The sequence below is a fragment of the Rhodococcoides trifolii genome (assembly GCF_014635345.1).
Lineage (GTDB): Bacteria > Actinomycetota > Actinomycetes > Mycobacteriales > Mycobacteriaceae > Rhodococcoides > Rhodococcoides trifolii.
Window position 1 is genome coordinate 350,385 of record NZ_BMCU01000004.1, and the last position, 19,497, is coordinate 369,881.

Sequence of the window (19,497 nt, forward strand, 5' to 3'; positions counted from 1 at the left end):
CTGACGCGTTATCGGTGAACGTCTCGCTGCGCGCCGGCGGGAAGGCCGGAGGTCGGCCGGTGCGCTCCAATCGCGTCGACGGACTCGGTGACGATCGCCCGCATCGCGGTCTCGGCCGCATCGGCATCGCGCATCTGAACGGCCGACGCGACAAGACCGTGAAGTCTGATCGCGTCGGGATCGGCGACGGTCGGCATGAGGTCGTACCGGGTGCGGCCGGCGAGAGATTCCACGACCAGAGCCGACATGGAAATCAGCATCACGTTGGCGGACGCGTCGAGCAGGGCTCGGTGAAAGTTGCAGTCGTGTTCGAGGTAGGCCGCGGCGTCTGCGGCGCGGGCCGTGGACGACATTCCGATCACGGCAGCGGTCAACGCACCGCACTGTTCGGGAGTTGCCCGCCCTGCTGCGAGGCGCGCGGCCAAGGGTTCGATACCCAGACGAACTTCGCCCAGTGCGGCGAGCTGATCGAAGCGTTCGGGTCCGGTGAGCCGCCAGCGGATGACGTCGGGATCGATGGCGTTCCAGTCGGTGGTGGGCTGAACCGTGATCCCCACGCGGCGGCGGACACCGATGAGTCCGACCGACTCCAGCACGCGGACCACTTCACGTACGACCGTGCGGGAGACGCCGTAGCGCTCGGCGAGATCGTCGGCGTTGAGAACGGTGCCGGTCGGCATCGCTCCGGACGCGATATCCGTGCCGAGCGCATCGAGGACCGAGCGATGCAGTTGCCGGGCGGGGCCAGGCTCTGCGCTGGTCATTCACCGACTATTGCACGTACAGCGCGGGGTTTCGCGTCAACGTCCGGAGGTAGGTGTTACCCGGAGTCCCGTCTCGAGAGCTTGTTTTAAATACTACGATTAACTTCTTGTTGGTCCATTCGTCATGTAATTTTGAGATCGTGGTGCAGGACACCCCGATGGGTGTCTCGACGCCCTGGGTGTCTCGAAGAAACAGGAGAGTCATGACGAAACCCGTACTACTCCCCGAGCCAGTCTCCTCGACCTGGGAGTGGCAGCTGGACGGTCTGTGCCGGGGGATGGACTCCGCAGTCTTCTTCCACCCGGAAGGCGAGCGCGGCAACAAGCGTTCCGACCGTGAGACGCAAGCCAAGAGAGTCTGCGCGCAATGCCCGGTGCTGCAGCGATGCCGTGACTACGCGGTCGCAGCAGGCGAGCCGTACGGCGTGTGGGGCGGCCTCTCGGCACCCGAGCGCTTGGGTTGGGACACCCGCGCGACAGGATAGGTGCCATGAGCTCCCCAGTTGTCCTCGTCGTCATGGGTGTGTCCGGGTCGGGAAAGACGACCATCGCCGGCGCCATCGCAGGCCGTCTCGACTGGGAACTCCAGGAGGGCGACGACCTGCATCCCGACGCGAACGTCGACAAGATGGCCCATGGCACTCCCCTCACGGACGAGGACCGTTGGCCGTGGCTCGACCGCGTCGCTGCGTGGATCGACGATCATCTGGCCGCCGGCGAGTCGGGCGTGATCACCTGTTCCGCGCTCAAGCGCAGCTACCGGGACGTGCTGCGGCGCGACGCCGTTCACTTCGTCTATCTCGAAGCGAGTCGGGACGAACTCGAGAAGCGCCTGATGCGTCGCCAAGGCCACTACATGCCAGCCTCGCTTCTCGACTCGCAGTTGGCGACGCTCGAACCACCGTCGGACGACGAGCAGGTGTTCACCGTTCCCATCGGGCGCCCGGCGGCCGAGATCGCACGCGAGATCGCCGATCGCATCACCGATTAGTTGTCAGTGCCCTCGTGCACTATCTGCGGTCATGACCCGAGTCCTTCGCAGCGTGCTCGTCACCGCCGTCTGCATCACCACCGTCATCGGTGTCGCCTCGTTCGTGCTGAGCTTCGCCGCGCTGTGGGATCTCGCCACGATGGCCGGCATCCCGCGATCGCTGTCGTGGCTGTGGCCCGTGATCGTCGACGGGACGATCCTGCAGGCCACCATCGCCGTCATCGCGTTGGCGTCGTACCCCGACCAAGCGAGTGGTCGACGGTTCTTCTGGGGCGTGCTGTTCGTCGCCGCCTCGGTCAGTGTGGCAGCAAATGCGTTGCACGCGTTCATCTCCGGGGCGGGCACCCTTCCGCCGGTGCTGTCCGCGGCCATGGCGACCGTTGCGCCGGTCAGTCTGCTGGCCGCGACCCACGGTCTCGCGGTGCTCGTGCGGGTGCCCGGTCGGCAGATAACTGCCGAACCGGTCGCTGCCGAACCGGTCGCTGCCGAACCGGTCACCGTGGAACCGGTACCCGAATTCATCCCTGCCGCAACGCAATTACCTGTACCGATCGACCCACCGACGCCCGAAGAACCGGCCGATGTCTTGGACGTCCACGCTGAAACCCTCCGTCTGCACGCTCTGGGCTTGTCCGCGGCGGACGTGGCGCAGCGACTCGACGTCCCGAAGTCGATCGTGGAGCGAGTTACCGCGTCCGAGTTCAGGTTCGAGGAAGAGAAGTTCCCGGTACACGCGCCCTAGGGCGGGTAGATTTCGAGTATGTCCGAGTCCCCGCAGTCCGAGTCCACTCCGTTCCGTCGTCAGCTCGCCGAGAACGTCGATGCGATTGCCGACAAGTACCTCGACCGCCAGGTGTCGATGCAACACGTCGTCACCGATTCGATCGAGGCGTACACGGCGGCGTGGCGCGAGCACCGTGACGGTGAGCCCCTCGACCTTCTGAGTGCGGACAATCGTGCCGAACTCGGGTCGTTCGTCTACACGTGCGTCACGTCGGTGGGCGAACCGGAGAATCCGCAGTTTCCCGTCCGCCGCTCCTGAACTGCTCCACGGGATTACCGTGGTCACCCATGTGCAGAAACATCACCGAACTGCGAGGACTCGAGCCCGCAGCGACGGACGAAGAGATCGAAGCGGCGGCGCGGCAGTACGTGCGCAAGGTCAGTGGGTTGCGCACCCTGTCCGACGCCAATCGCGACGCGTTCGAGAAGGCGGTCGCGGAGGTGACGGCCAGTACCGAGCGCCTGCTGGCGGTGTTGCCACCGCGCAAACAGCCGCCCGCGACGGTGCCGCCGCTGCGCCGACCCGAAGTCCGCGCGCGGTTGGGTATCTAACCGCCGATCGGATCGAACTGAATGTGCTCGACGGGTGTGCCCACCAGTCGCAACGCGTACATCGTGCTGCGCACCATCGCCGGTGAACCGCAGATCTGAATCTGCCTGTCGGCCCACGAGCCGTACCGCGTGACCACCTGACCCACCTTGCCGACCTGCAGGTGATTGAGCCCGCGCGGAATATCGCGGGACGAGCCGGGCCGCCACCACGGTTCTTCCGTCTCCTCGACCACCGGGACGACGGTGAGCCACGGATTGGTCTGCGCGAGGTGCCACAGGGTGTCGATGTCGTAGAGGTCGCTCGGATACTGGCCACTGACGAACAGATGGACGCGCGGATTTCGACTGCGCATCGCCATCGCCATCAGCTGTGACCGCAGCGGCGCGAGGCCGGTGCCGCCGGCGATCATCAGCACGTCCTCGCAGCCCGGCGACGTGTCGACGCTCAGTCCGCCCAGCGGTGGGCCGACCAGCCACCGGTCCCCGATCGCGATGTCCGACACCATGGCCGGGCTCACCCAGCCGCCGGATACGCGTCGGACATGGAACTCGATGCCGCCGTGATCGTTCGTGGGGATGGCGGGAGACAGATAGCGCCACATGCGTGGGCGCTGCGGAATCTGAACGCTGAGGTACTGACCCGGTTCGTAGGGAACGACGCCGTCGGTCTGCACTCGGATGACGGCGAGATCGTCGAGTGCCAGGCGGTGCTCGACCACGGTGGCCCCCCAGTAGGCAGGCATCCGATCACTGTCGGCTCCTGCGGCCATCGAGTTGGAGACGACGGCGAAGGTGGTGCGCCACGCTGCCTCGACGGAATCGGTCCATACCTCGGTTCCGACGAACGACCGGAACGCCGAGACGAGAGCGTTCTCCGCCGCCAGAAAGTGTCTGCCGTCGAGCCCGTGCTTGCGGTGGTCGCGGCCGAGTTGATGGAGGAACGGCAGGAACGTGGTGGCGTCCTCGAGGTTGTCGATCACGTATTCGAGTGCGCGAATCAAGCGGTGCCGTTGCTGATCCATGGCGGCCGGGAAGAAGCCGCGGAACTCGGGGTGCTCGACGAAGAGGTGTGCGTAGAAGGATCGTGCGATGGATTCGGGGCCGTCGTCCTCGGCGAGAACGGACTTCAGGCCGGCGCGTACCAGGGAGATCGCTTGCGCATCGAGCACCAGGCAACCTCCAGACCAGCATGATTCCGGTCGGCCTCCGATCTGCCCGCTTCCGTGGCACCGAACCGACTCCAATCACAGTAGTGGCTTCTCACATCAGTGACTACTGCACGAATCGCATCGTTATCTTTCGTTCGCTGGCCGTGGTTCACCTCGACTGCTCAGCTTCCAGCAGTTCTCGCGCGTTGTAACCGGTGCGGATTGCGTGAAGGTGCGCAGTCGTCAGTCAGGTGCAGACCTTGTCGTGGTTCGAATCACCACGAGTTGCGCGATCGTCGGTTGTGAAGCTTCCGCCGCGGTACGCGCGGCATTTCCTTCACAACCTGCTCGACCATCGTGCGCGGTCTCGATGTGAGCCACGCGGTTCGCTCGACTGGTCATGCTCCAGCACTTCTCACACGTTGTAACCGGTGCGGATTGTGGGAGGGTGCGCAGTCGTGAGCTAGGCGCGGACCCATCGCGGAGGCGCGCGAACGGTTGTGAAGCTTTCGCCGCGATACGCGCGGCATTTTCTTCACAACCGACTCGGGCGCTGCGGGTTGCGGGCCCGAGCAGTCGGAGAGCCGCGCACCCTACGCTCAACTAAGTTGAGTGGAACAGACTCAAGTGTTGTAGTGTTGCAGTCATCGACAACCGTTACACGAACCAAGTGAGGTGACCGGTGGACTCGTTCTCTCCCACCACCAAGACGCAGGCGGCATTGAGTGCTGCCCTGCAGGCTGCTTCGGCGGCCGGCAACCCGGACATTCGTCCGGCACATCTACTCGTGGCGTTGCTCGATCAATCCGACGGCATCGCCACTCCGTTGCTGAAGGCGGTCGGTGTCGACCCGTCGGTGGTGCGGCGTGAAGCGCAGACCCTGGTCGATCGCATGCCCACGGCAACGGGCGGTGCATCCAAGCCGCAACTCGGCCGTGAGGCGCTGGCCGTCGTCAACGCTGCTCAGCAACTGGCGACCGAACTCGACGACGAGTACGTCTCGACCGAACACATGCTCGTCGGCCTCTCCGAGGGGTCGACCGACGTCGCCAAACTGCTCGCCGGGCACGGTGCGACGCCGGTGGCCCTGCGTGAGGCGTTCGCGACCGTGCGCGGCAGTGCTCGCGTCACCAGCCCCGACCCGGAGTCGACGTACCAAGCGCTGGAGAAGTACTCCACCAATCTCACCGACGCTGCCCGCGCCGGCAAGCTCGACCCGGTCATCGGTCGCGACACCGAGATTCGCCGCGTCGTGCAGGTACTGTCGCGTCGCACGAAGAACAACCCGGTGCTCATCGGCGAGCCCGGCGTCGGCAAGACCGCCATCGTCGAAGGGCTCGCTCAGCGCATCGTGACCGGTGACGTCCCGGAGAGCCTGCGCGGAAAGACCGTGGTCTCGCTCGACCTCGGTTCGATGGTCGCGGGCGCGAAGTATCGCGGTGAATTCGAGGAGCGGCTCAAGGCCGTGCTCGACGACATCAAGAACTCCGCCGGTCAGGTCATCACGTTCATCGACGAGCTCCACACCATCGTCGGTGCCGGTGCGACAGGCGAATCCGCGATGGACGCCGGCAACATGATCAAGCCGATGCTGGCCCGCGGCGAGCTCCGCCTGGTCGGTGCGACCACCCTCGACGAGTACCGCAAGTACATCGAGAAGGACGCCGCCCTCGAACGTCGCTTCCAGCAGGTTCTCGTCGGCGAGCCGTCCGTCGAGGACACCGTCGGCATTCTGCGCGGTCTCAAGGAGCGGTACGAGGTGCACCACGGTGTGCGCATCACCGACTCCGCGCTCGTCTCTGCCGCGTCGCTGTCCGATCGCTACATCACGTCGAGGTTCCTGCCCGACAAAGCAATCGACCTCGTCGACGAAGCCGCGTCGCGTCTGCGCATGGAGATCGACTCGCGTCCCGTCGAGATCGACGAAGTCGAACGTGCCGTCCGTCGCCTCGAGATCGAGGAGATGGCGCTCGCGAAGGAGAAGGACGACGCGTCGAAGTCGCGCCTCGAGAAGCTGCGCGGCGAGCTCGCAGACCTGTCGGAGAAGCTGTCCGAACTGACGGCCCGCTGGCAGAACGAGAAGAACGCCATCGATTCGGTGCGCGATCTCAAGGAGCAGCTCGAACAGCTGCGTGGCGAGTCCGAACGGGCCGAGCGTGATGGCGACCTCGGCAAAGCTGCCGAACTGCGGTATGGCCGAATCCCCAACCTGGAGAAAGAGCTTCAGGCGAAGACGGAGATTCCTCAGGGCGACATGATGCTGAAGGAAGAGGTCGGGCCCGACGACGTCGCCGATGTCGTGTCGGCGTGGACCGGCATTCCCGCGGGCCGCATGCTCGAAGGGGAGACCGCCAAGCTCCTGCGCATGGAAGACGAACTCGGCAAACGCGTTGTGGGACAGAACGATGCGGTGCAAGCCGTATCCGACGCCGTGCGGCGTGCTCGTGCCGGTGTTGCCGACCCGAACCGTCCGACGGGGTCGTTCCTGTTCCTCGGACCGACGGGTGTCGGTAAGACCGAGCTCGCGAAATCGTTGGCGCACTTCCTGTTCGACGACGAACGGGCCATGGTTCGCATCGACATGAGCGAGTACAGCGAGAAGCATGCCGTCGCTCGCCTGGTCGGTGCGCCTCCGGGATACGTCGGCTACGAAGCAGGCGGCCAGCTGACCGAAGCTGTTCGGCGTCGGCCGTACACCGTCGTGCTGTTCGACGAGGTGGAGAAGGCGCACCCGGACGTGTTCGACATCCTGCTCGCGGTTCTCGACGAAGGTCGGCTCACCGACGGACAGGGCCGTACGGTCGACTTTCGCAACACGATCCTGATCCTGACCTCCAACCTCGGTGCCGGTGGTACCAAGGACCAGGTCATGGACGCAGTGCGTCACGCGTTCAAGCCGGAGTTCGTGAACCGCCTCGACGACGTGGTGGTCTTCGATCCACTGTCGGAGGTTCAGCTCGAGTCGATCGTCGACATTCAGCTCGACCAGCTGCAGAACCGCTTGGCGACGCGACGTCTCACGCTCGATGTGTCGGACGACGCGCGCGCGTGGTTGGCCGTTCGTGGTTACGACCCGCTCTACGGAGCTCGTCCGTTGCGCCGGTTGATCCAGCAGGCCATCGGCGACCAGCTGGCGAAGCTGCTGCTCGCCGGCACGGTGGTCGACGGCGACACGGTGCAGGTGTCCGCGTCGGCGGACGGGAATGCGTTGGAGCTGCGCTGACGCACACGGGCGTGAAAAAGAGTGCCCCAACACTCTTTTTCACGCCCGACTTGTGTTGTGTCCGATGGAACACCCGCTTACCGCGCGCGCACCTTCTTAGCCGGAGTAACCTCCCTGGTTGAAGGCTCAACACAACAAGGAAGTGCATGATGGCGAAGTACGACGTAGACGGACGATCCGCGATCGTCACCGGTGGCGGCGCAGGTATCGGCCGTGCGGTGGCGTTGGAGCTGGCGAAGAGTGGTGCCGCCGTTCTGGTCAACGACCTCGACGGTGACCGAGCGCGCGCAGTGGTCGAGGAGATCGAAGCCGCCGGCGGCGCCGCAGCGGCGTTCGCCGGAGATGTCACCGACCTCGCTGCGCTGGATCAGAGCGTGGTCGAGGCCAACAAGCTTGCGCCGCTTCGCATTGCGGTCAACAACGCCGGTATCGGTGGCCCGTCGGAGGCCGTCGCCGACTACCCGATCGACAGCTGGCGCAAGGTCATCGAAGTCAATCTCAACTCGGTGTTCTACGGCCTCAAGACGCAGATTCCGGCCATCGCAGCCAACGGCGGCGGTTCGATCGTCAACATGGGGTCGGTGCTCGGCAGCGTCGGCATCGCCAACTCGTCTGCGTACGTGACGTCCAAGCACGCGCTGCTCGGCCTGACCAAGAACGCCGCGATCGAGCACGCCAAGGACGGGGTCCGCGTCAACGTGGTCGGCCCCGGCTTCATCAAAACCCCTCTGCTGGAGGCAAACCTGACCAGCGAAGCGCAAGCGGCGCTGGCTGAGGCGCACGTGCTGGGTCGCCTCGGCACACCCGACGAGGTCGCCGGGCTCGTGGCCTTCCTGGCCAGCGACGCCGCGTCCTTCATGACGGGGTCGTTCTATCTCGTCGACGGTGGGTACGCGCTGCGCTGACCGAGTCAGGCCATCTTGTCCGGTAGGTAGTGGCCCATCTCCGTGCGCTTCGTCTGCAGGTAGCGAATGTTCGCGACGTCGGCACCGACGACGATGGGCAACCTTGCCGCGACCTGCACCCCGTCGTCCTCGAGGCCGCGAACCTTGTCGGGGTTGTTGGTCAGCAGGCGCACCCGCGGGATGTCGAGGTCTTTCAATATCGCTGCGGCAGCGCCGTATTCACGGCCGTCCGCGGGTTCGTGCAGCTCGAGGTTCGCCTGCACCGTATCGAACCCCTGGTCCTGCAAGCGGTAGGCGGCCAGCTTCTTGAGCAGTCCGATTCCCCGGCCCTCGTGACCGCGGAGGTACACCAGCACTCCGCCGTCACGAGAAATACGTTCGAGTGCGGTTGTCAGTTGTGGACCGCACTCGCACCGTAGCGACACGAACGACTCGCCCGTCAGACATTCGGAATGGACGCGGACTGTCGCACCGTCGCCGGGTTCTCCGGAGACGAGGGCGACGTGCTCGGCGCCGGTTCTGCGGTCGAGGTAGCCGATCATGCGAAAGTCGCCGTGCGGGGTGGCGAGCACGGTCTCGACGACTCGCTCGACCCGCTGCGTCTCCTGCAGGGGCGTCGGCGTGGTCAGTCGTCGGTAGTTCACCAACTGCTCTATGGTCAGGACCGGCAGCTCCATGCGTCGACCGAGCGACTCGACGTCGGCAAATCTCATCATCGACCCGTCGTCGGCCACGAGCTCGGCGATCAGGCCGACCGCCGAAAGCCCCGCCAGCGCGCAGAGATCGACGGCCGCTTCGGTGTGCCCGGGCCGCTCGAGCACACCGCCCGCACGGGCACGCAGCGGCAGTACGTGCCCTGGCCGAATCAGATCGGTCGCTCCCATCGTCGGGTCGGCCAAGACGTGGAACGTTCGTGCTCGGTCGGCGGCACTGATGCCGGTGCTGACGCCGTCGGCCGCGTCCACCGTCACGGTGTACGCCGTCTTCTTCGGATCCTGGTTGTCGCTGACCATCGGGGGTAGATCCAAGGCGTCCGCGCGCTGATCGGTCATCGGTGCGCACAGCAGCCCCGACGTGTGACGCACCGTCCACGCAACCCATTCGGTGCTCGCCCGGTCGGCGGCCATGATGACGTCGCCCTCGTTCTCCCGATGGGCAGCGTCGGTGACGAACACCGGCTTGCCGGCGCGCAGCGCATCCAGTGCGTGTTCGACGGCTGCCATCAGAGATCGATCGCGAGTCGACGGAACTTGCTGCTGTGAAACACGATCGGGGCGATACCGTCGACGATTTCGAGCTCGTTGATCCGCATGAGCACGATCTCGTGGTCACCGGCGGGGACCTCTTCGGTGACCGTTGCGTCCAGCCACATGCTGGCACCTTCGATGAACACGGCGCCGTCGTCACTGGTCACCGTTGTCAGTCCGTCGAATCGGTCGCCGGTCTTCTGGGCGAGAGTGCGAGCGGCAACGTCGTGCGCTTCGCCGAGAATGCTGATCCCGACGCGCGTGCACGCCGCCAGGCGAGGCCACGTGGTGGAGGTGCTCTGCACGCAGAACGCGACGAGGGGCGGGTCGATCGAGACACCGACGAAGCTGCTGGCCGCCATGCCGACGGGAACGCCGTCGATCTCCGCGCACAGCGCGACGACTCCACTGGGAAACTGGCCGAACGCCTTTCGGACGACTGACTGATCGAAGGCGGTGATGGCGAGGGTCATGAGACGTCCGTTCTGGTGCGTGTCGAAGCGAGGATGGTCTCGCCCCATCGGGTGGTGTAGTCGGCGATCGCGGAGTCCGTCGTGAACGACGAGTCGATCAGGTAGAGCCCGGGTGCAGGGGTGGTCGCGCCCAGTTCGACGAGCACGTGCTTGAGGAACAGATCCGGGGCCATGGCGTGCGCCGGCCCGGCACCGAGCATCAACGGAACGACCACGACGTTCTGCAGGCCCGTCCCACCGGCGAACTGGTCGAGGAAGAGTTTCAGCAGACCGGTGTACGTGGCTTTGAACGTCGGGCTGGCGACGACGACCAGATCGGACGATCCGACGGTCTCGACGGCTGCGGCGACGCCCGGGTCACCCCAGCCGAGCAACCCTGCTCCGAGAGTGACGACGTCGACCTCTTCTGTCCGGACGTCGGTCGACCCCTCGGTGAGGTTGTTCGCGAGCCGGTGTGCGGCGTCGAGTGTGCGGGATTCCGGTTTCGGGTTACCCGCGACAACAGTTACTTTCATGGACGACCTTCCTCGTGTGTGGTCCTCACAAATGAACTCCATGGCCGTGACGCGGACGCAACCGCCGTATGACGCTGCTATTGCGCCGATCTCGTCGCGCATCGAATAGGCGCCACGCTGGGAAAATCGAATCTCGGGGCTCACTCAACGCCGAATAATTGTTGTGCGCATTTCGCGCGTTCTGCTCGAAAAGCCAGTGGAGACGATCGTCACAATGGCGTTGTACGCCGATGAAAGCCTGCTGACCTGCACGTGAGTGCGGCGTAATACCTCAGTTACGCGATGAGCCAATTTCGGTAACGCAGCCAGGACAGGCTTCGGCCAACACAGAACAATTTTGCTGTAAACGAATCGGCGTCAGGAGGATCGTGATGACAGGAACTGGGCACGATGCGTATGCCGAGATAGTGGTGGAACACCTGGGAAAAAGTTTCCAGCGGGCTGTACCGGCCGTGAACGACATCGGTCTGACGGTGACCTCGGATTCCGCGATAGGAATCGTCGGTGAGTCCGGGTCGGGGAAGTCGACGTTGGTGCGGATGATGTGCGGTTTGCTGTCACCGTCGACAGGGACGGTGTCCTACAACGGGTTGGGCCTGCACCAGATGCTGTCCACCCGTGGCGGGCGACGCGACTTCCGCCGTGAGGTGCAGTACGTCGCTCAGGACACCACGTCTTCGTTCGACCCACGGCGAACCCTGCGCGACGCGGTCCGTCTGCCGGCGATGCGGTTGCTCGGTATGGAGGGCGTCGCCGCGGACGCCCGGGTGGACGAGACACTGCGCTCGCTCGAACTCGATCCGTCGCTGGCCGACCGGTACCCGTCCGAGGTCTCGGGTGGGCAGCGTCAACGCTTTTCCATCGCCCGCGCGCTCGTCGTGAAGCCTCGTATCCTGCTGTGCGACGAGGTGGTGTCCGCACTCGACGTGTCCGTCCAGGGCGCGATTCTGAACATGCTGCGGTCCTACTGCGAGACCGAGCACTGCGGACTCGTCTTCGTCTCGCATGGCCTGCCCGCCACCGCATTCATCGCCCGCGACATGCTCGTGATGAACAACGGCGTGGTGATCGAGCAGGGCACCACCGACGAGATCGTCGAACGTCCGCGTGATCCGTACACCATCGAACTGCTCGACGCCTACCGCGGTATCGAGTCGGTCGACGAACTGGCTGTGGCGGCCGCGTCGTGACCGCAGTCTCGGCAGCTGTCCGCGTAAACCGGTGGTGGCTCGGACGGGTGGCCGCACTTCCGGTGCACCTGTTCATCTTCGCGGTGGCGGCGTTCTTCCTGGTCCGGGCCATCCCGGGTGATCCTGCTCGCGAGGTCGTCGGACCGGAAGCGACGGAGGCGGAGTACCTGGCGACGAAGGCCGAACTCGGCCTCGACGGCAGCTTGTTCACACAGCTGACGTCCTACCTCGCCAACCTTGTGCACTTCGATCTCGGGAACGCGATCATGACCGGTCGACCGGTCACCTCGGAGATCGGCGCACGGCTGCCCGGCACACTCGAACTGGCCGGTATCGCGTTCACGTTCTTGATCCTGACGGTGTTCGTCATGTCCGCACTGGTGGTCGCACGGCCGAAGTCGTTCGTCACCAGAATGATTCGCGGGTACGCCCAAGCCGCGGGAGCCGTGCCGGAGTTCGTCGTCGGCGTGGTGGGCATCTTCCTGTTCTACGCCACCCTGCGCGTGGTCCCGGCCCCGTCCGGACGCGTGCGGGCCGGCCTCGTGGAACCGGAGCCGATCACCTCGCTGCCCCTGCTCGACGCGATGCTTCGCGGCGACACCGTCGTGGTCTCGTCGATGGTCTCGCATCTGCTGCTGCCCATCGCGGTCCTCGTGGTCTCGGTAACCCCGATTCTGCTCAAACAACTTCTGACGGCTCTCGATTCGAGCCTCGTGGCGCAGCCGACCATGTTCAAGATCGCCTCCGGCTCGGCACGAAAGTACGTCTACGTCAGTGCGTACCGCCGCGCGCTCCCACCCACCGTGTCGCTGTTCGGGCTGGTGTTCGGTTCGCTCCTGGGCGGAGCAGTGATCCTCGAGACGCTCTTCGGGCTCGGCGGGATGGGACGGTACGCCGTCGACGCTGTCACTACGACGGATCTTGTTGCGCTGCAGGGTTTCCTACTGGTGGTGGCGGCGATCTCACTCGTGGTGTTCCTCCTCGTCGATCTGATCAACATGGTGCTCGACCCCCGACGCAAGCCGGGCCGCAAGGAAAGTGACTCCTGATGGCAGTACTGACGCCGGCCCCCGCTCGGGCCCCGCGCACGGCCTCCCGGCGGTCGATCTCCATCGTGACCGTCCTGATGTTCCTTCCGCTCCTGGTGATCCTGACGATCGCCCTGATCGGGCCGTGGATCGTCCCGTTCGACCCCACCAAGGTGGTCGGGGCACCGTCGCTGCCGCCGGGCGGGGAATTTCTGCTCGGGACGGATTCGACCGGCCTGGACGTATTCTCGCGCACCATCGCCGGTGCGAGGATCGACGTGTTCATCGCCTTGGCGGTGACCGTCGTCGCGACGCTCGGCGGCATCCTCGTGGGACTGACGATCGGGATGAACGAAGCCGGGCGCGGCGCGGGCGGATTCGCCGCACGCGGCGCGGCACGGTTCCTCGACCTGCTCGAAGCGGTCCCCACGGTCATCGTCGCCCTCGTGGTCGTCTCGTTCTTCGGTACCTCCTCGATCACCATGATCGTCACGCTTTCGGTCATCCTCGCGCCGATCCAGGCCAGGCTGGTACGGACCGAGGTGCTCCGAGTGCGCGGCGACGCGTACCTCGACGCGGCACGTCAGGCCGGGCTCAGCGAGACACAGCTGGTCTTCCGGCACGTGCTTCCGAACTCTTCGATTCCGGCCCTGCAGAACGCCTCGGTGGTGTTCGGCATGACCGTCATCCTGACCGCCGCGCTCGGCTTCCTCGGCGTGGGACTTCCCCCGCCCACCCCCGAATGGGGCTCGATGATCACCCGCGGCGCGGGTGACGCGGCAATCGGAAAGCTCTGGGCCGCAGGGGCTCCCGCATTCGCCCTGTGCGTCACCGTCGCCTCGGTCGCCGTGGTCGGACGGCGCCTGACCACGGGTGCGCGCCGCTCCCACTGATCGGCCCTCGGACAGAGCCGTCCACACTCACCTCCCTCTCACGACCGTGCATCCTCACCGTGCGGCCGCCCTCACGCGTACCCGAATCACGCTCGCCCCGAACAGGAGAACGAACCGCAGTGAACAAACCCCAAGTGAAGAAACACCGCCTCACCCGAGGACTCGTCTGGACGGTCCCCCTCCTCGTCGCCGCCGTCGTGTCGACGGCCTGCTCCGACACCGGCGCAAGCACCGCGGGAGCCTCGGCCACCGGTGAGATCGTCGTCGTGACACCGGATCAGGCGTCGAACGTGGTGCGTGACTACGGGTACACCGCAGGCACGGACAACCAGGACGTCACCAACAACTTGCATGCCCAGCTGATCCGTAAACCGTACGTCGAGGAGGAAGGTTCGGACGCGCTGGTCCAGGACTACTACAACTTCGAGCCGTATCTCGCCGAGAGCTACGACGTCAGCCCCGACCAGCTCGTGTACACCTTCCACCTGAAGCAGGGCGTGCTGAGCCAGCAGGGCAACGAACTGAACGCCGATGACGTGCTGTGGTCGTTCGAACGCAAATTCGCCACTCCCGGTGGCGGTATGGCCGGCTACTTCAAGCCGATGCTCACCGACCCCGACACCCAGATCCAGAAGATCGACGACTACACCGTCAGCTTCAGTACTGCCAAGGCCGGGTACGGACTGACCTTGCTCGCCAACCTCGCCGAGAACATCGGATCGATTTACGACAGTGACTACCTGATCCAGAACTCGACTCCCGAGGATCCCTACGCCGTCGCGTGGGGCGCCGAGGACATGATGCGCGGCAACTTCGGATACGGCGCGTATCAACTGGAGTCGGTCACGCCCGGTCAAGAGATCGTGATGGCCGCCAACCCCAATTTCGTGCTCGGTGAGCCCGAGGTCGAGCGGATCGTGCGACGCGTCGTCGCCGACCCGGCGACGAGGGCCAACATGGTGACCCGCGGCGACGCGGATATCGCTCTCGCCCTTCGCTCGTCAGATCAGGCTGCCCTACAGAGCGACGACGCGGTCACTGTTCCGACCACCACGTCGAACCAGTACCTGCTGTACTCGATGAACACCACCACGGCGCCTTTCGACGACGTGCGGGTGCGCCAGGCCATGGCGTACGCGATTCCGTACGACCAAATCATGGAGAACGTGTTCTTCGGCCGGGCGTACAAGTACAACCACGTACTCGACGACAAGGCCCCGAACTGGGACGGGGCGGACCTGCCCGACTACGAGGGAGATCCGCAGCGCGCCAGGGAGATGCTCGCCGCCGCCGGCCTGCCCGACGGGTTCGCCTTCACGCTCAGTGTGAACAATCAGCTCCCGGCGGCGCAGGACACGGCCATTCAGATACAGTCGTTCGCCGCCGAAGCCGGCATCGACGTCACCATCGCGGAAGTGCCTGCAGCGCAGCTCAACGCGGATCAACTCGCCGGCAAGGTGCAGGCCAGTCTCAGCCTGGGCGCCTCGGTCACGATGACACCGCCCTACTCGCTGCAACTGCTGACCCAGCCCGGTGGCGGATCGAACTACGCGCTGTGGAACGACCCGGAGTTCCTGGCCATGATGGACCAGGGTCTCGACGCCGGGGATGCCCTCAGCCCCGAGGCGGGCGAGTTCTGGAACGCCGCGGAACTGCGGATGACCGAGCAGGCTCCGTACATCTTCATCGCGCGGGTCCGGCCCACGGTCGCGATGGAGAAGGGCATGGGCGGATACGTCCAACGCACCGACTTCCGCATCGACTACTCGAACCTGACGCTGTCATGACCGACAACAGGTTTCACCTCGGATGGTTCGGCAGCTTCGTCCCGACGTCGTGGAACACCGCGTTCGAAGGGGCCGACAGCGAGGACTGGCTGAACGGGGACTTCTACGTCGACTTCGCCCGAACGCTGGACCGCGCCTGCTTCGACTTCCTGCTCCTGGAAGACTCGTCGATGGTGTCCGACACCTACGGCGGTAGTTCGGAAGCGACTTTGAAGACGGGCGGCTGGGCACCGAAAGGCGACCCGATGGCGTTGGCGCCGTTGCTCACTCGCGCCACCGAGAACCTCGGTATCGCCCTGACGGCGTCCACGTCGTTCTACCCGCCGTACCTGCTCGCCCGGTCGATCTCCTCGCTCGACCATCTCTCGTCGGGTCGTATCGGGTGGAACGTGGTGACCTCCAGTGAGGATCGCGCCGCGCAGAACTTCGGGATGGATGCGCTCCCGCCGCACGACGAGCGCTACCTGCGTGCGGACGAGTACGTCGACCTGGTCGAACAACTCTGGGACTCGTGGGACGCCGACGCCGTGGTGATGGACCGGGCGAGCTCGACGTACGTCGATCACTCCAAGGTGCACACGGTCGACTTCCAGGGCACCTACTACTCCTCCCGCGGGCCGCTCAACACGCTGCCGTCGCCGCAGGGCCGACCCGTCATCACTCAGGCCGGCGGCTCGCCCGCCGGGCGGGACTTCGCGGCCAAGCACGCAGACATGATCATGGCGCTCCCCAAAGGCGTTGTTGCCATGAAGGAGTACCGCGAGGACATTCGTCGGCGCATGGTCGGGCACGGTCGCGACCCCGACTCCGCGAAGGTCATGTACGTCGTCTCGCCGATTCTCGGCGAGACGCACGAGGACGCGCTCGCACGCAAGGAGCGCAAGGCCGACGCCGTCCGCGCCAATCCGGCCGGCGTGCTGATCGGGTGGTCGGCGAGCATGGAGATCGACTTCTCCACGTTCGATCTCGACAAGCCGATGCCCGACGACGTCCACACCAACGGGCACCAGTCCACACTCGAGAACTTCCGGAGATGGGCCGACGGACGCACGCTGCGCGAAGCATGCGTCGATTACCGGACCGAGTCGATGGAACTGGTCGGCACCCCGGACTCGGTCGCCGAGCAGATGGGTGACGCGATGGCGGAGGTCGGGGGAGACGGCTTTCTCATCTGGAGCCAACCGCACAACCGCAGGTACATCGGCGAGATCGCCGACGGACTGGTCCCCGCGCTGCAGCGGCGCGGACTCATGCGCACCGAGTACGCGGGAAAACACCTTCGCGATCACCTCCTCGAATTCTGATACGGAGAAGACATTGACTGCCAACAAGTTTCACCTCGGATGGTTCCTCGGCGCCGGCTTCGGCGTGCAGTCGTGGAATCAGCCGTGGTCCGGTACCGGTGCGACCGACTGGATGATGCCCGACCAGTACGTCGACCTCGCCAACTCGCTGGAACGGGCGTGCTTCGACTTCCTCATCATGGAGGACTCGGTGCAGGTGTCGGACACGTACAAGGGGTCCATGGAGTACTACCTCGCTACCGCGTCGGCCGCTCCCAAACACGACCCCGCGGTGCTGGCGGGAATCCTCTCGTACACCACCAAGCATCTCGGTATCGTGCCGACGCTCACGACCACGTTCTACCACCCGTACACGGTGGCGCGGCTCATGTCGACGCTCGACCACATCGCGAAGGGCCGCATCGGTTGGAACATCGTGACGGGCAGCAACACTCGGGCCGCGCAGAACTACGGGTTCGACATGCCCGAGCACGATCTGCGTTACGACATGGCCGACGAGTTCGTCGAGCTCGCCTGCCGGCTGTGGGACTCGTGGGAAGACGGTGCGGTGCACGCCGACACCTCACCGGGCGGCATCTACGCCGACCACGAGAAGGTGAACCGCATCGACTTCGAAGGAAAGTTCTTCAAGTCGCGCGGCCCGCTCAACACCGTCCCGAGTCCGCAGCGACGTCCGGTGTTCCTGCAGGCGGGTGGCTCGGACAAGGGTAAGGAGTTCGCCGGCAAACATGCGGACGCGATCATCTCCAACCCCCACGGCACCGACAAGATGCGTCGCTACCGCGAGGACATCCGCCAGGGCGCAGCGGACGCCGGTCGGAAGCCGGACGACGTCAAGGTCATGTACCTCATCTCGCCGATCCTGGGGGAGACGACCGCGGAGGCGAAGGCGAAGAAGCAGCGTCGCGCCGACGCGGCGTCGCGGAACATCGACGGTCTCCTCGCGGGCCGCTCGCACCTGTCCGGTATCGATCTGTCGCAGTTCGACCTCGACGAGCCGCTGCCGGTGGACCTCGAAAGCAACGGCCACCGAAGCAGTTTCGCCGAGTTCCGCGGCGACGGCACCCAGACGCTCCGCGAGCGTCTCACGAGCCACAGCGCCATCGACACCCTGGACTTCGTCGGCACCCCCGACGATGTCGCCGACATGATGAACGGCGTCATGGAAGAGGTCGGAGGCGACGGATTCCTCATTGCCGGCGCTCCGATGAACCGCCGCTACGTCGCCGAGATCACGGACGGACTCGTGCCCGCGCTCAAGCGCCGCGGGCTCACCCGAACGTCGTACGAGCACAACCACTTCCGCGACAACCTTCGCGCTTTCTGACAGACCCGGACAAAGGAGAAAAGTATGTTCCACATGGGTTGGTTCCTGAGCTGGCAAGTGCAGTCGTGGAATCAGATGTGGTCGGGCGAGGGCGGAACCGAATGGAACCACCCTGAGCTCTACATCGACATGACACGCTCGCTCGAACGCGCCGGCTTCGACTACATCATGTTCGAGGACGGGTCCTTCGTTCCCGATTCGTTCGGAGGGTCGTCGCAGTGGTGGCTGGCCAACGCACGGTCGGTGCCCAAGCAGGATCCGAACTCGTTGTTGCCCATCCTGAGTCAGCACACTGATCGCCTCGGGCTGATCGCCACGATGACGACCTCCTTCCACCCGCCGTACATGGCGGCGCGGACGTCGGCAACCCTCGACCACCTCTCGGGCGGCCGCGCCGGCGTCAATCTGGTGACCTCGCACAACGTCCGGACGGCGCAGAACTTCGGGTACGAGGAGATGTTCGAGCACGACCACCGCTACGAGATGGCGGACGAGTGGATCGACCTGGTCAAGCAACTGTGGGCGTCGTGGGAACCCGACTCGGTCAGGCTCGACCGGGAGGCCGGTGTGTTCGCAGACTTCGAGAAGGTGCACAACATCGACTTCGCGGGGAAGTACCACTCCTCACGTGGGCCGCTCAACACCACGCCGACTCCGCAGGGACGTCCCGTCATCTGCCAGGCCGGCGGATCGCCGGCCGGTCGCGGTTTCGCCGCGAAACACGCCGAAACCATTCTGGCGCAGGTGGAAAGCGTCGAGGCGATGAAGGCGTACCGCGACGACGTCCGGGCCAGGATGGTACTCGAGGGCCGCGACCCCGACTCCTGCAAGATCATGTTCATCGTGAGCCCCGTGCTGGGCGAGACCGATCGGGAGGCGCAGGAGAAGAACGAGCGCATCGTCGAGGGATTTCGTACCAACATCGATCTCAACCTGGCGTCGATGTCCTACGCCAGCGGCATCGACTTCTCCAAGTTCGACCTCGACGCCCCGCTGCCGACGGTGGACACGAACGCAGGCCGTAGCTCGATGGCGCTGATCGGGGCGAACGGAACCGGGATGACGCTCCGCGAGGCGGCGAGCTCGGACATCCGCAAGTCGGCGCCGCTGGTCGGAACCGCGGACGCCGTCGCCGAGCAGATGGGCGACATCGCGGCCGAGGTCGGCGGCGACGGGTTCCTCATCGCGGGCAGCGTCACCCGCCGCTACATCAGCGAGATCACCGACGGACTGGCGCCCGAGCTTCGCAAGCGTGGGTTGATCCGCGACGGGTACGCACACGAGCTGTTCCGTGACAACCTGATGGACTTCTGATCGCCACCTCGCAGGACAGCTACCCCTGGCGCGTGCTGTCCGTCACCGGACTG

Annotated in this window: 19 protein-coding genes; 14 read left to right on the plus strand and 5 right to left on the minus strand. The window is 65.3% G+C overall.

Annotated elements, in window-relative coordinates; genetic code table 11:
- Positions 1-8 precede the first annotated feature (8 nt).
- Positions 9-764, minus strand: coding sequence for a FadR/GntR family transcriptional regulator (locus tag IEW02_RS19365; protein ID WP_188546512.1), 756 nt, complete (start codon positions 762-764; stop codon positions 9-11).
- 203 nt (positions 765-967) lie between these two features.
- Between IEW02_RS19365 and IEW02_RS19370 the strand changes: the two genes are divergently transcribed.
- The 5 genes from IEW02_RS19370 to IEW02_RS19390 are packed head-to-tail and all read left to right on the plus strand — an operon-like array spanning position 968 to position 3,090.
- Positions 968-1,249, plus strand: coding sequence for a WhiB family transcriptional regulator (locus IEW02_RS19370; RefSeq protein WP_188546513.1), 282 nt, complete (start codon positions 968-970; stop codon positions 1,247-1,249).
- 5 nt (positions 1,250-1,254) lie between these two features.
- Complete coding sequence (locus tag IEW02_RS19375) at positions 1,255-1,755, plus strand: gluconokinase (RefSeq protein ID WP_188546514.1); 501 nt, start codon at positions 1,255-1,257, stop codon at positions 1,753-1,755.
- 31 nt (positions 1,756-1,786) lie between these two features.
- A complete protein-coding gene (locus IEW02_RS25195) occupies positions 1,787-2,497 on the plus strand; it encodes a DUF2637 domain-containing protein (RefSeq protein WP_229746163.1) in 711 nt (236 codons plus the stop codon).
- An 18-nt stretch (positions 2,498-2,515) separates the two neighbouring features.
- Positions 2,516-2,797, plus strand: a complete 282-nt coding sequence (locus IEW02_RS19385) for a hypothetical protein (RefSeq protein WP_188546515.1) — start codon at positions 2,516-2,518, stop codon at positions 2,795-2,797.
- 29 nt (positions 2,798-2,826) lie between these two features.
- The gene (locus IEW02_RS19390; protein ID WP_188546516.1) at positions 2,827-3,090 is read left to right on the plus strand and encodes a DUF2277 domain-containing protein; all 264 of its coding nucleotides are present in this window, start codon (positions 2,827-2,829) and stop codon (positions 3,088-3,090) included.
- Here IEW02_RS19390 and IEW02_RS19395 read toward each other — a convergent pair.
- Positions 3,087-4,259 (minus strand): globin domain-containing protein, encoded by a 1,173-nt coding sequence (locus tag IEW02_RS19395; protein WP_188546517.1) that lies wholly within the window; start codon positions 4,257-4,259, stop codon positions 3,087-3,089. The genes IEW02_RS19390 and IEW02_RS19395 overlap by 4 nt on opposite strands.
- A 661-nt stretch (positions 4,260-4,920) precedes the next feature.
- Here IEW02_RS19395 and clpB point away from each other — a divergent pair.
- Together clpB and IEW02_RS19405 are read left to right on the plus strand one after the other, a co-directional pair.
- On the plus strand, positions 4,921-7,461 hold the full coding sequence (clpB, locus tag IEW02_RS19400) for an ATP-dependent chaperone ClpB (protein ID WP_188546518.1): 2,541 nt from the start codon (positions 4,921-4,923) through the stop codon (positions 7,459-7,461).
- 146 nt (positions 7,462-7,607) lie between these two features.
- Positions 7,608-8,366, plus strand: a complete 759-nt coding sequence (locus IEW02_RS19405; RefSeq protein WP_229746164.1) for an SDR family NAD(P)-dependent oxidoreductase — start codon at positions 7,608-7,610, stop codon at positions 8,364-8,366.
- A gap of 5 nt (positions 8,367-8,371) precedes the next feature.
- Here the strand turns inward: IEW02_RS19405 and ribB are convergent, their stop codons facing one another.
- Genes ribB through IEW02_RS19420 form a run of 3 tightly spaced genes read right to left on the minus strand, consistent with a single transcriptional unit; the run spans position 8,372 to position 10,601 of the window.
- Positions 8,372-9,589 carry a 3,4-dihydroxy-2-butanone-4-phosphate synthase gene (gene ribB, locus IEW02_RS19410; protein WP_188546519.1) on the minus strand — a complete coding sequence of 406 codons (1,218 nt, stop codon included), beginning with the start codon at positions 9,587-9,589 and terminating at the stop codon, positions 8,372-8,374.
- Positions 9,589-10,086 carry a flavin reductase family protein gene (locus IEW02_RS19415; RefSeq protein WP_188546520.1) on the minus strand — a complete coding sequence of 166 codons (498 nt, stop codon included), beginning with the start codon at positions 10,084-10,086 and terminating at the stop codon, positions 9,589-9,591. The genes ribB and IEW02_RS19415 overlap by 1 nt, the downstream gene beginning before the upstream one ends.
- The gene (locus IEW02_RS19420; protein WP_188546521.1) at positions 10,083-10,601 is read right to left on the minus strand and encodes an NADPH-dependent FMN reductase; all 519 of its coding nucleotides are present in this window, start codon (positions 10,599-10,601) and stop codon (positions 10,083-10,085) included. The genes IEW02_RS19415 and IEW02_RS19420 overlap by 4 nt, the downstream gene beginning before the upstream one ends.
- A 371-nt stretch (positions 10,602-10,972) precedes the next feature.
- Between IEW02_RS19420 and IEW02_RS19425 the strand changes: the two genes are divergently transcribed.
- From IEW02_RS19425 to IEW02_RS19455, 7 genes are all read left to right on the plus strand, one after another.
- Positions 10,973-11,791: an ABC transporter ATP-binding protein gene (locus IEW02_RS19425; protein ID WP_188546522.1), complete on the plus strand. Its 819-nt coding sequence runs from the start codon at positions 10,973-10,975 to the stop codon at positions 11,789-11,791.
- The gene (locus IEW02_RS19430) at positions 11,788-12,840 is read left to right on the plus strand and encodes an ABC transporter permease (protein WP_188546523.1); all 1,053 of its coding nucleotides are present in this window, start codon (positions 11,788-11,790) and stop codon (positions 12,838-12,840) included. The genes IEW02_RS19425 and IEW02_RS19430 overlap by 4 nt, the downstream gene beginning before the upstream one ends.
- Positions 12,840-13,712 carry an ABC transporter permease gene (locus tag IEW02_RS19435; RefSeq protein WP_188546524.1) on the plus strand — a complete coding sequence of 291 codons (873 nt, stop codon included), beginning with the start codon at positions 12,840-12,842 and terminating at the stop codon, positions 13,710-13,712. Before IEW02_RS19430 ends, IEW02_RS19435 begins: the two co-directional genes overlap by 1 nt.
- 119 nt (positions 13,713-13,831) lie before the next feature.
- Positions 13,832-15,499 (plus strand): ABC transporter substrate-binding protein, encoded by a 1,668-nt coding sequence (locus IEW02_RS19440; RefSeq protein ID WP_188546525.1) that lies wholly within the window; start codon positions 13,832-13,834, stop codon positions 15,497-15,499.
- The gene (locus IEW02_RS19445) at positions 15,496-16,803 is read left to right on the plus strand and encodes an NtaA/DmoA family FMN-dependent monooxygenase (RefSeq protein ID WP_188546526.1); all 1,308 of its coding nucleotides are present in this window, start codon (positions 15,496-15,498) and stop codon (positions 16,801-16,803) included. The genes IEW02_RS19440 and IEW02_RS19445 overlap by 4 nt, the downstream gene beginning before the upstream one ends.
- Before the next feature lie 13 nt (positions 16,804-16,816).
- Positions 16,817-18,130 carry an NtaA/DmoA family FMN-dependent monooxygenase gene (locus IEW02_RS19450; RefSeq protein WP_188546527.1) on the plus strand — a complete coding sequence of 438 codons (1,314 nt, stop codon included), beginning with the start codon at positions 16,817-16,819 and terminating at the stop codon, positions 18,128-18,130.
- Positions 18,131-18,154: 24 nt separating this feature from the next.
- Complete coding sequence (locus IEW02_RS19455; protein WP_188546528.1) at positions 18,155-19,444, plus strand: NtaA/DmoA family FMN-dependent monooxygenase; 1,290 nt, start codon at positions 18,155-18,157, stop codon at positions 19,442-19,444.
- Positions 19,445-19,497: the final 53 nt, after the last annotated feature.

Coding starts and splice junctions, on each gene's coding strand:
- IEW02_RS19365 (WP_188546512.1), bottom strand. CDS start 764: ATGACCAGCGCAGAGCCTGGCCCCGCCCGGCAACTGCATCGCTCGGTC.
- IEW02_RS19370 (WP_188546513.1), top strand. CDS start 968: ATGACGAAACCCGTACTACTCCCCGAGCCAGTCTCCTCGACCTGGGAG.
- IEW02_RS19375 (WP_188546514.1), top strand. CDS start 1,255: ATGAGCTCCCCAGTTGTCCTCGTCGTCATGGGTGTGTCCGGGTCGGGA.
- IEW02_RS25195 (WP_229746163.1), top strand. CDS start 1,787: ATGACCCGAGTCCTTCGCAGCGTGCTCGTCACCGCCGTCTGCATCACC.
- IEW02_RS19385 (WP_188546515.1), top strand. CDS start 2,516: ATGTCCGAGTCCCCGCAGTCCGAGTCCACTCCGTTCCGTCGTCAGCTC.
- IEW02_RS19390 (WP_188546516.1), top strand. CDS start 2,827: ATGTGCAGAAACATCACCGAACTGCGAGGACTCGAGCCCGCAGCGACG.
- IEW02_RS19405 (WP_229746164.1), top strand. CDS start 7,608: ATGATGGCGAAGTACGACGTAGACGGACGATCCGCGATCGTCACCGGT.
- ribB (WP_188546519.1), bottom strand. CDS start 9,589: ATGGCAGCCGTCGAACACGCACTGGATGCGCTGCGCGCCGGCAAGCCG.
- IEW02_RS19415 (WP_188546520.1), bottom strand. CDS start 10,086: ATGACCCTCGCCATCACCGCCTTCGATCAGTCAGTCGTCCGAAAGGCG.
- IEW02_RS19420 (WP_188546521.1), bottom strand. CDS start 10,601: ATGAAAGTAACTGTTGTCGCGGGTAACCCGAAACCGGAATCCCGCACA.
- IEW02_RS19425 (WP_188546522.1), top strand. CDS start 10,973: ATGACAGGAACTGGGCACGATGCGTATGCCGAGATAGTGGTGGAACAC.
- IEW02_RS19435 (WP_188546524.1), top strand. CDS start 12,840: ATGGCAGTACTGACGCCGGCCCCCGCTCGGGCCCCGCGCACGGCCTCC.
- IEW02_RS19445 (WP_188546526.1), top strand. CDS start 15,496: ATGACCGACAACAGGTTTCACCTCGGATGGTTCGGCAGCTTCGTCCCG.
- IEW02_RS19455 (WP_188546528.1), top strand. CDS start 18,155: ATGTTCCACATGGGTTGGTTCCTGAGCTGGCAAGTGCAGTCGTGGAAT.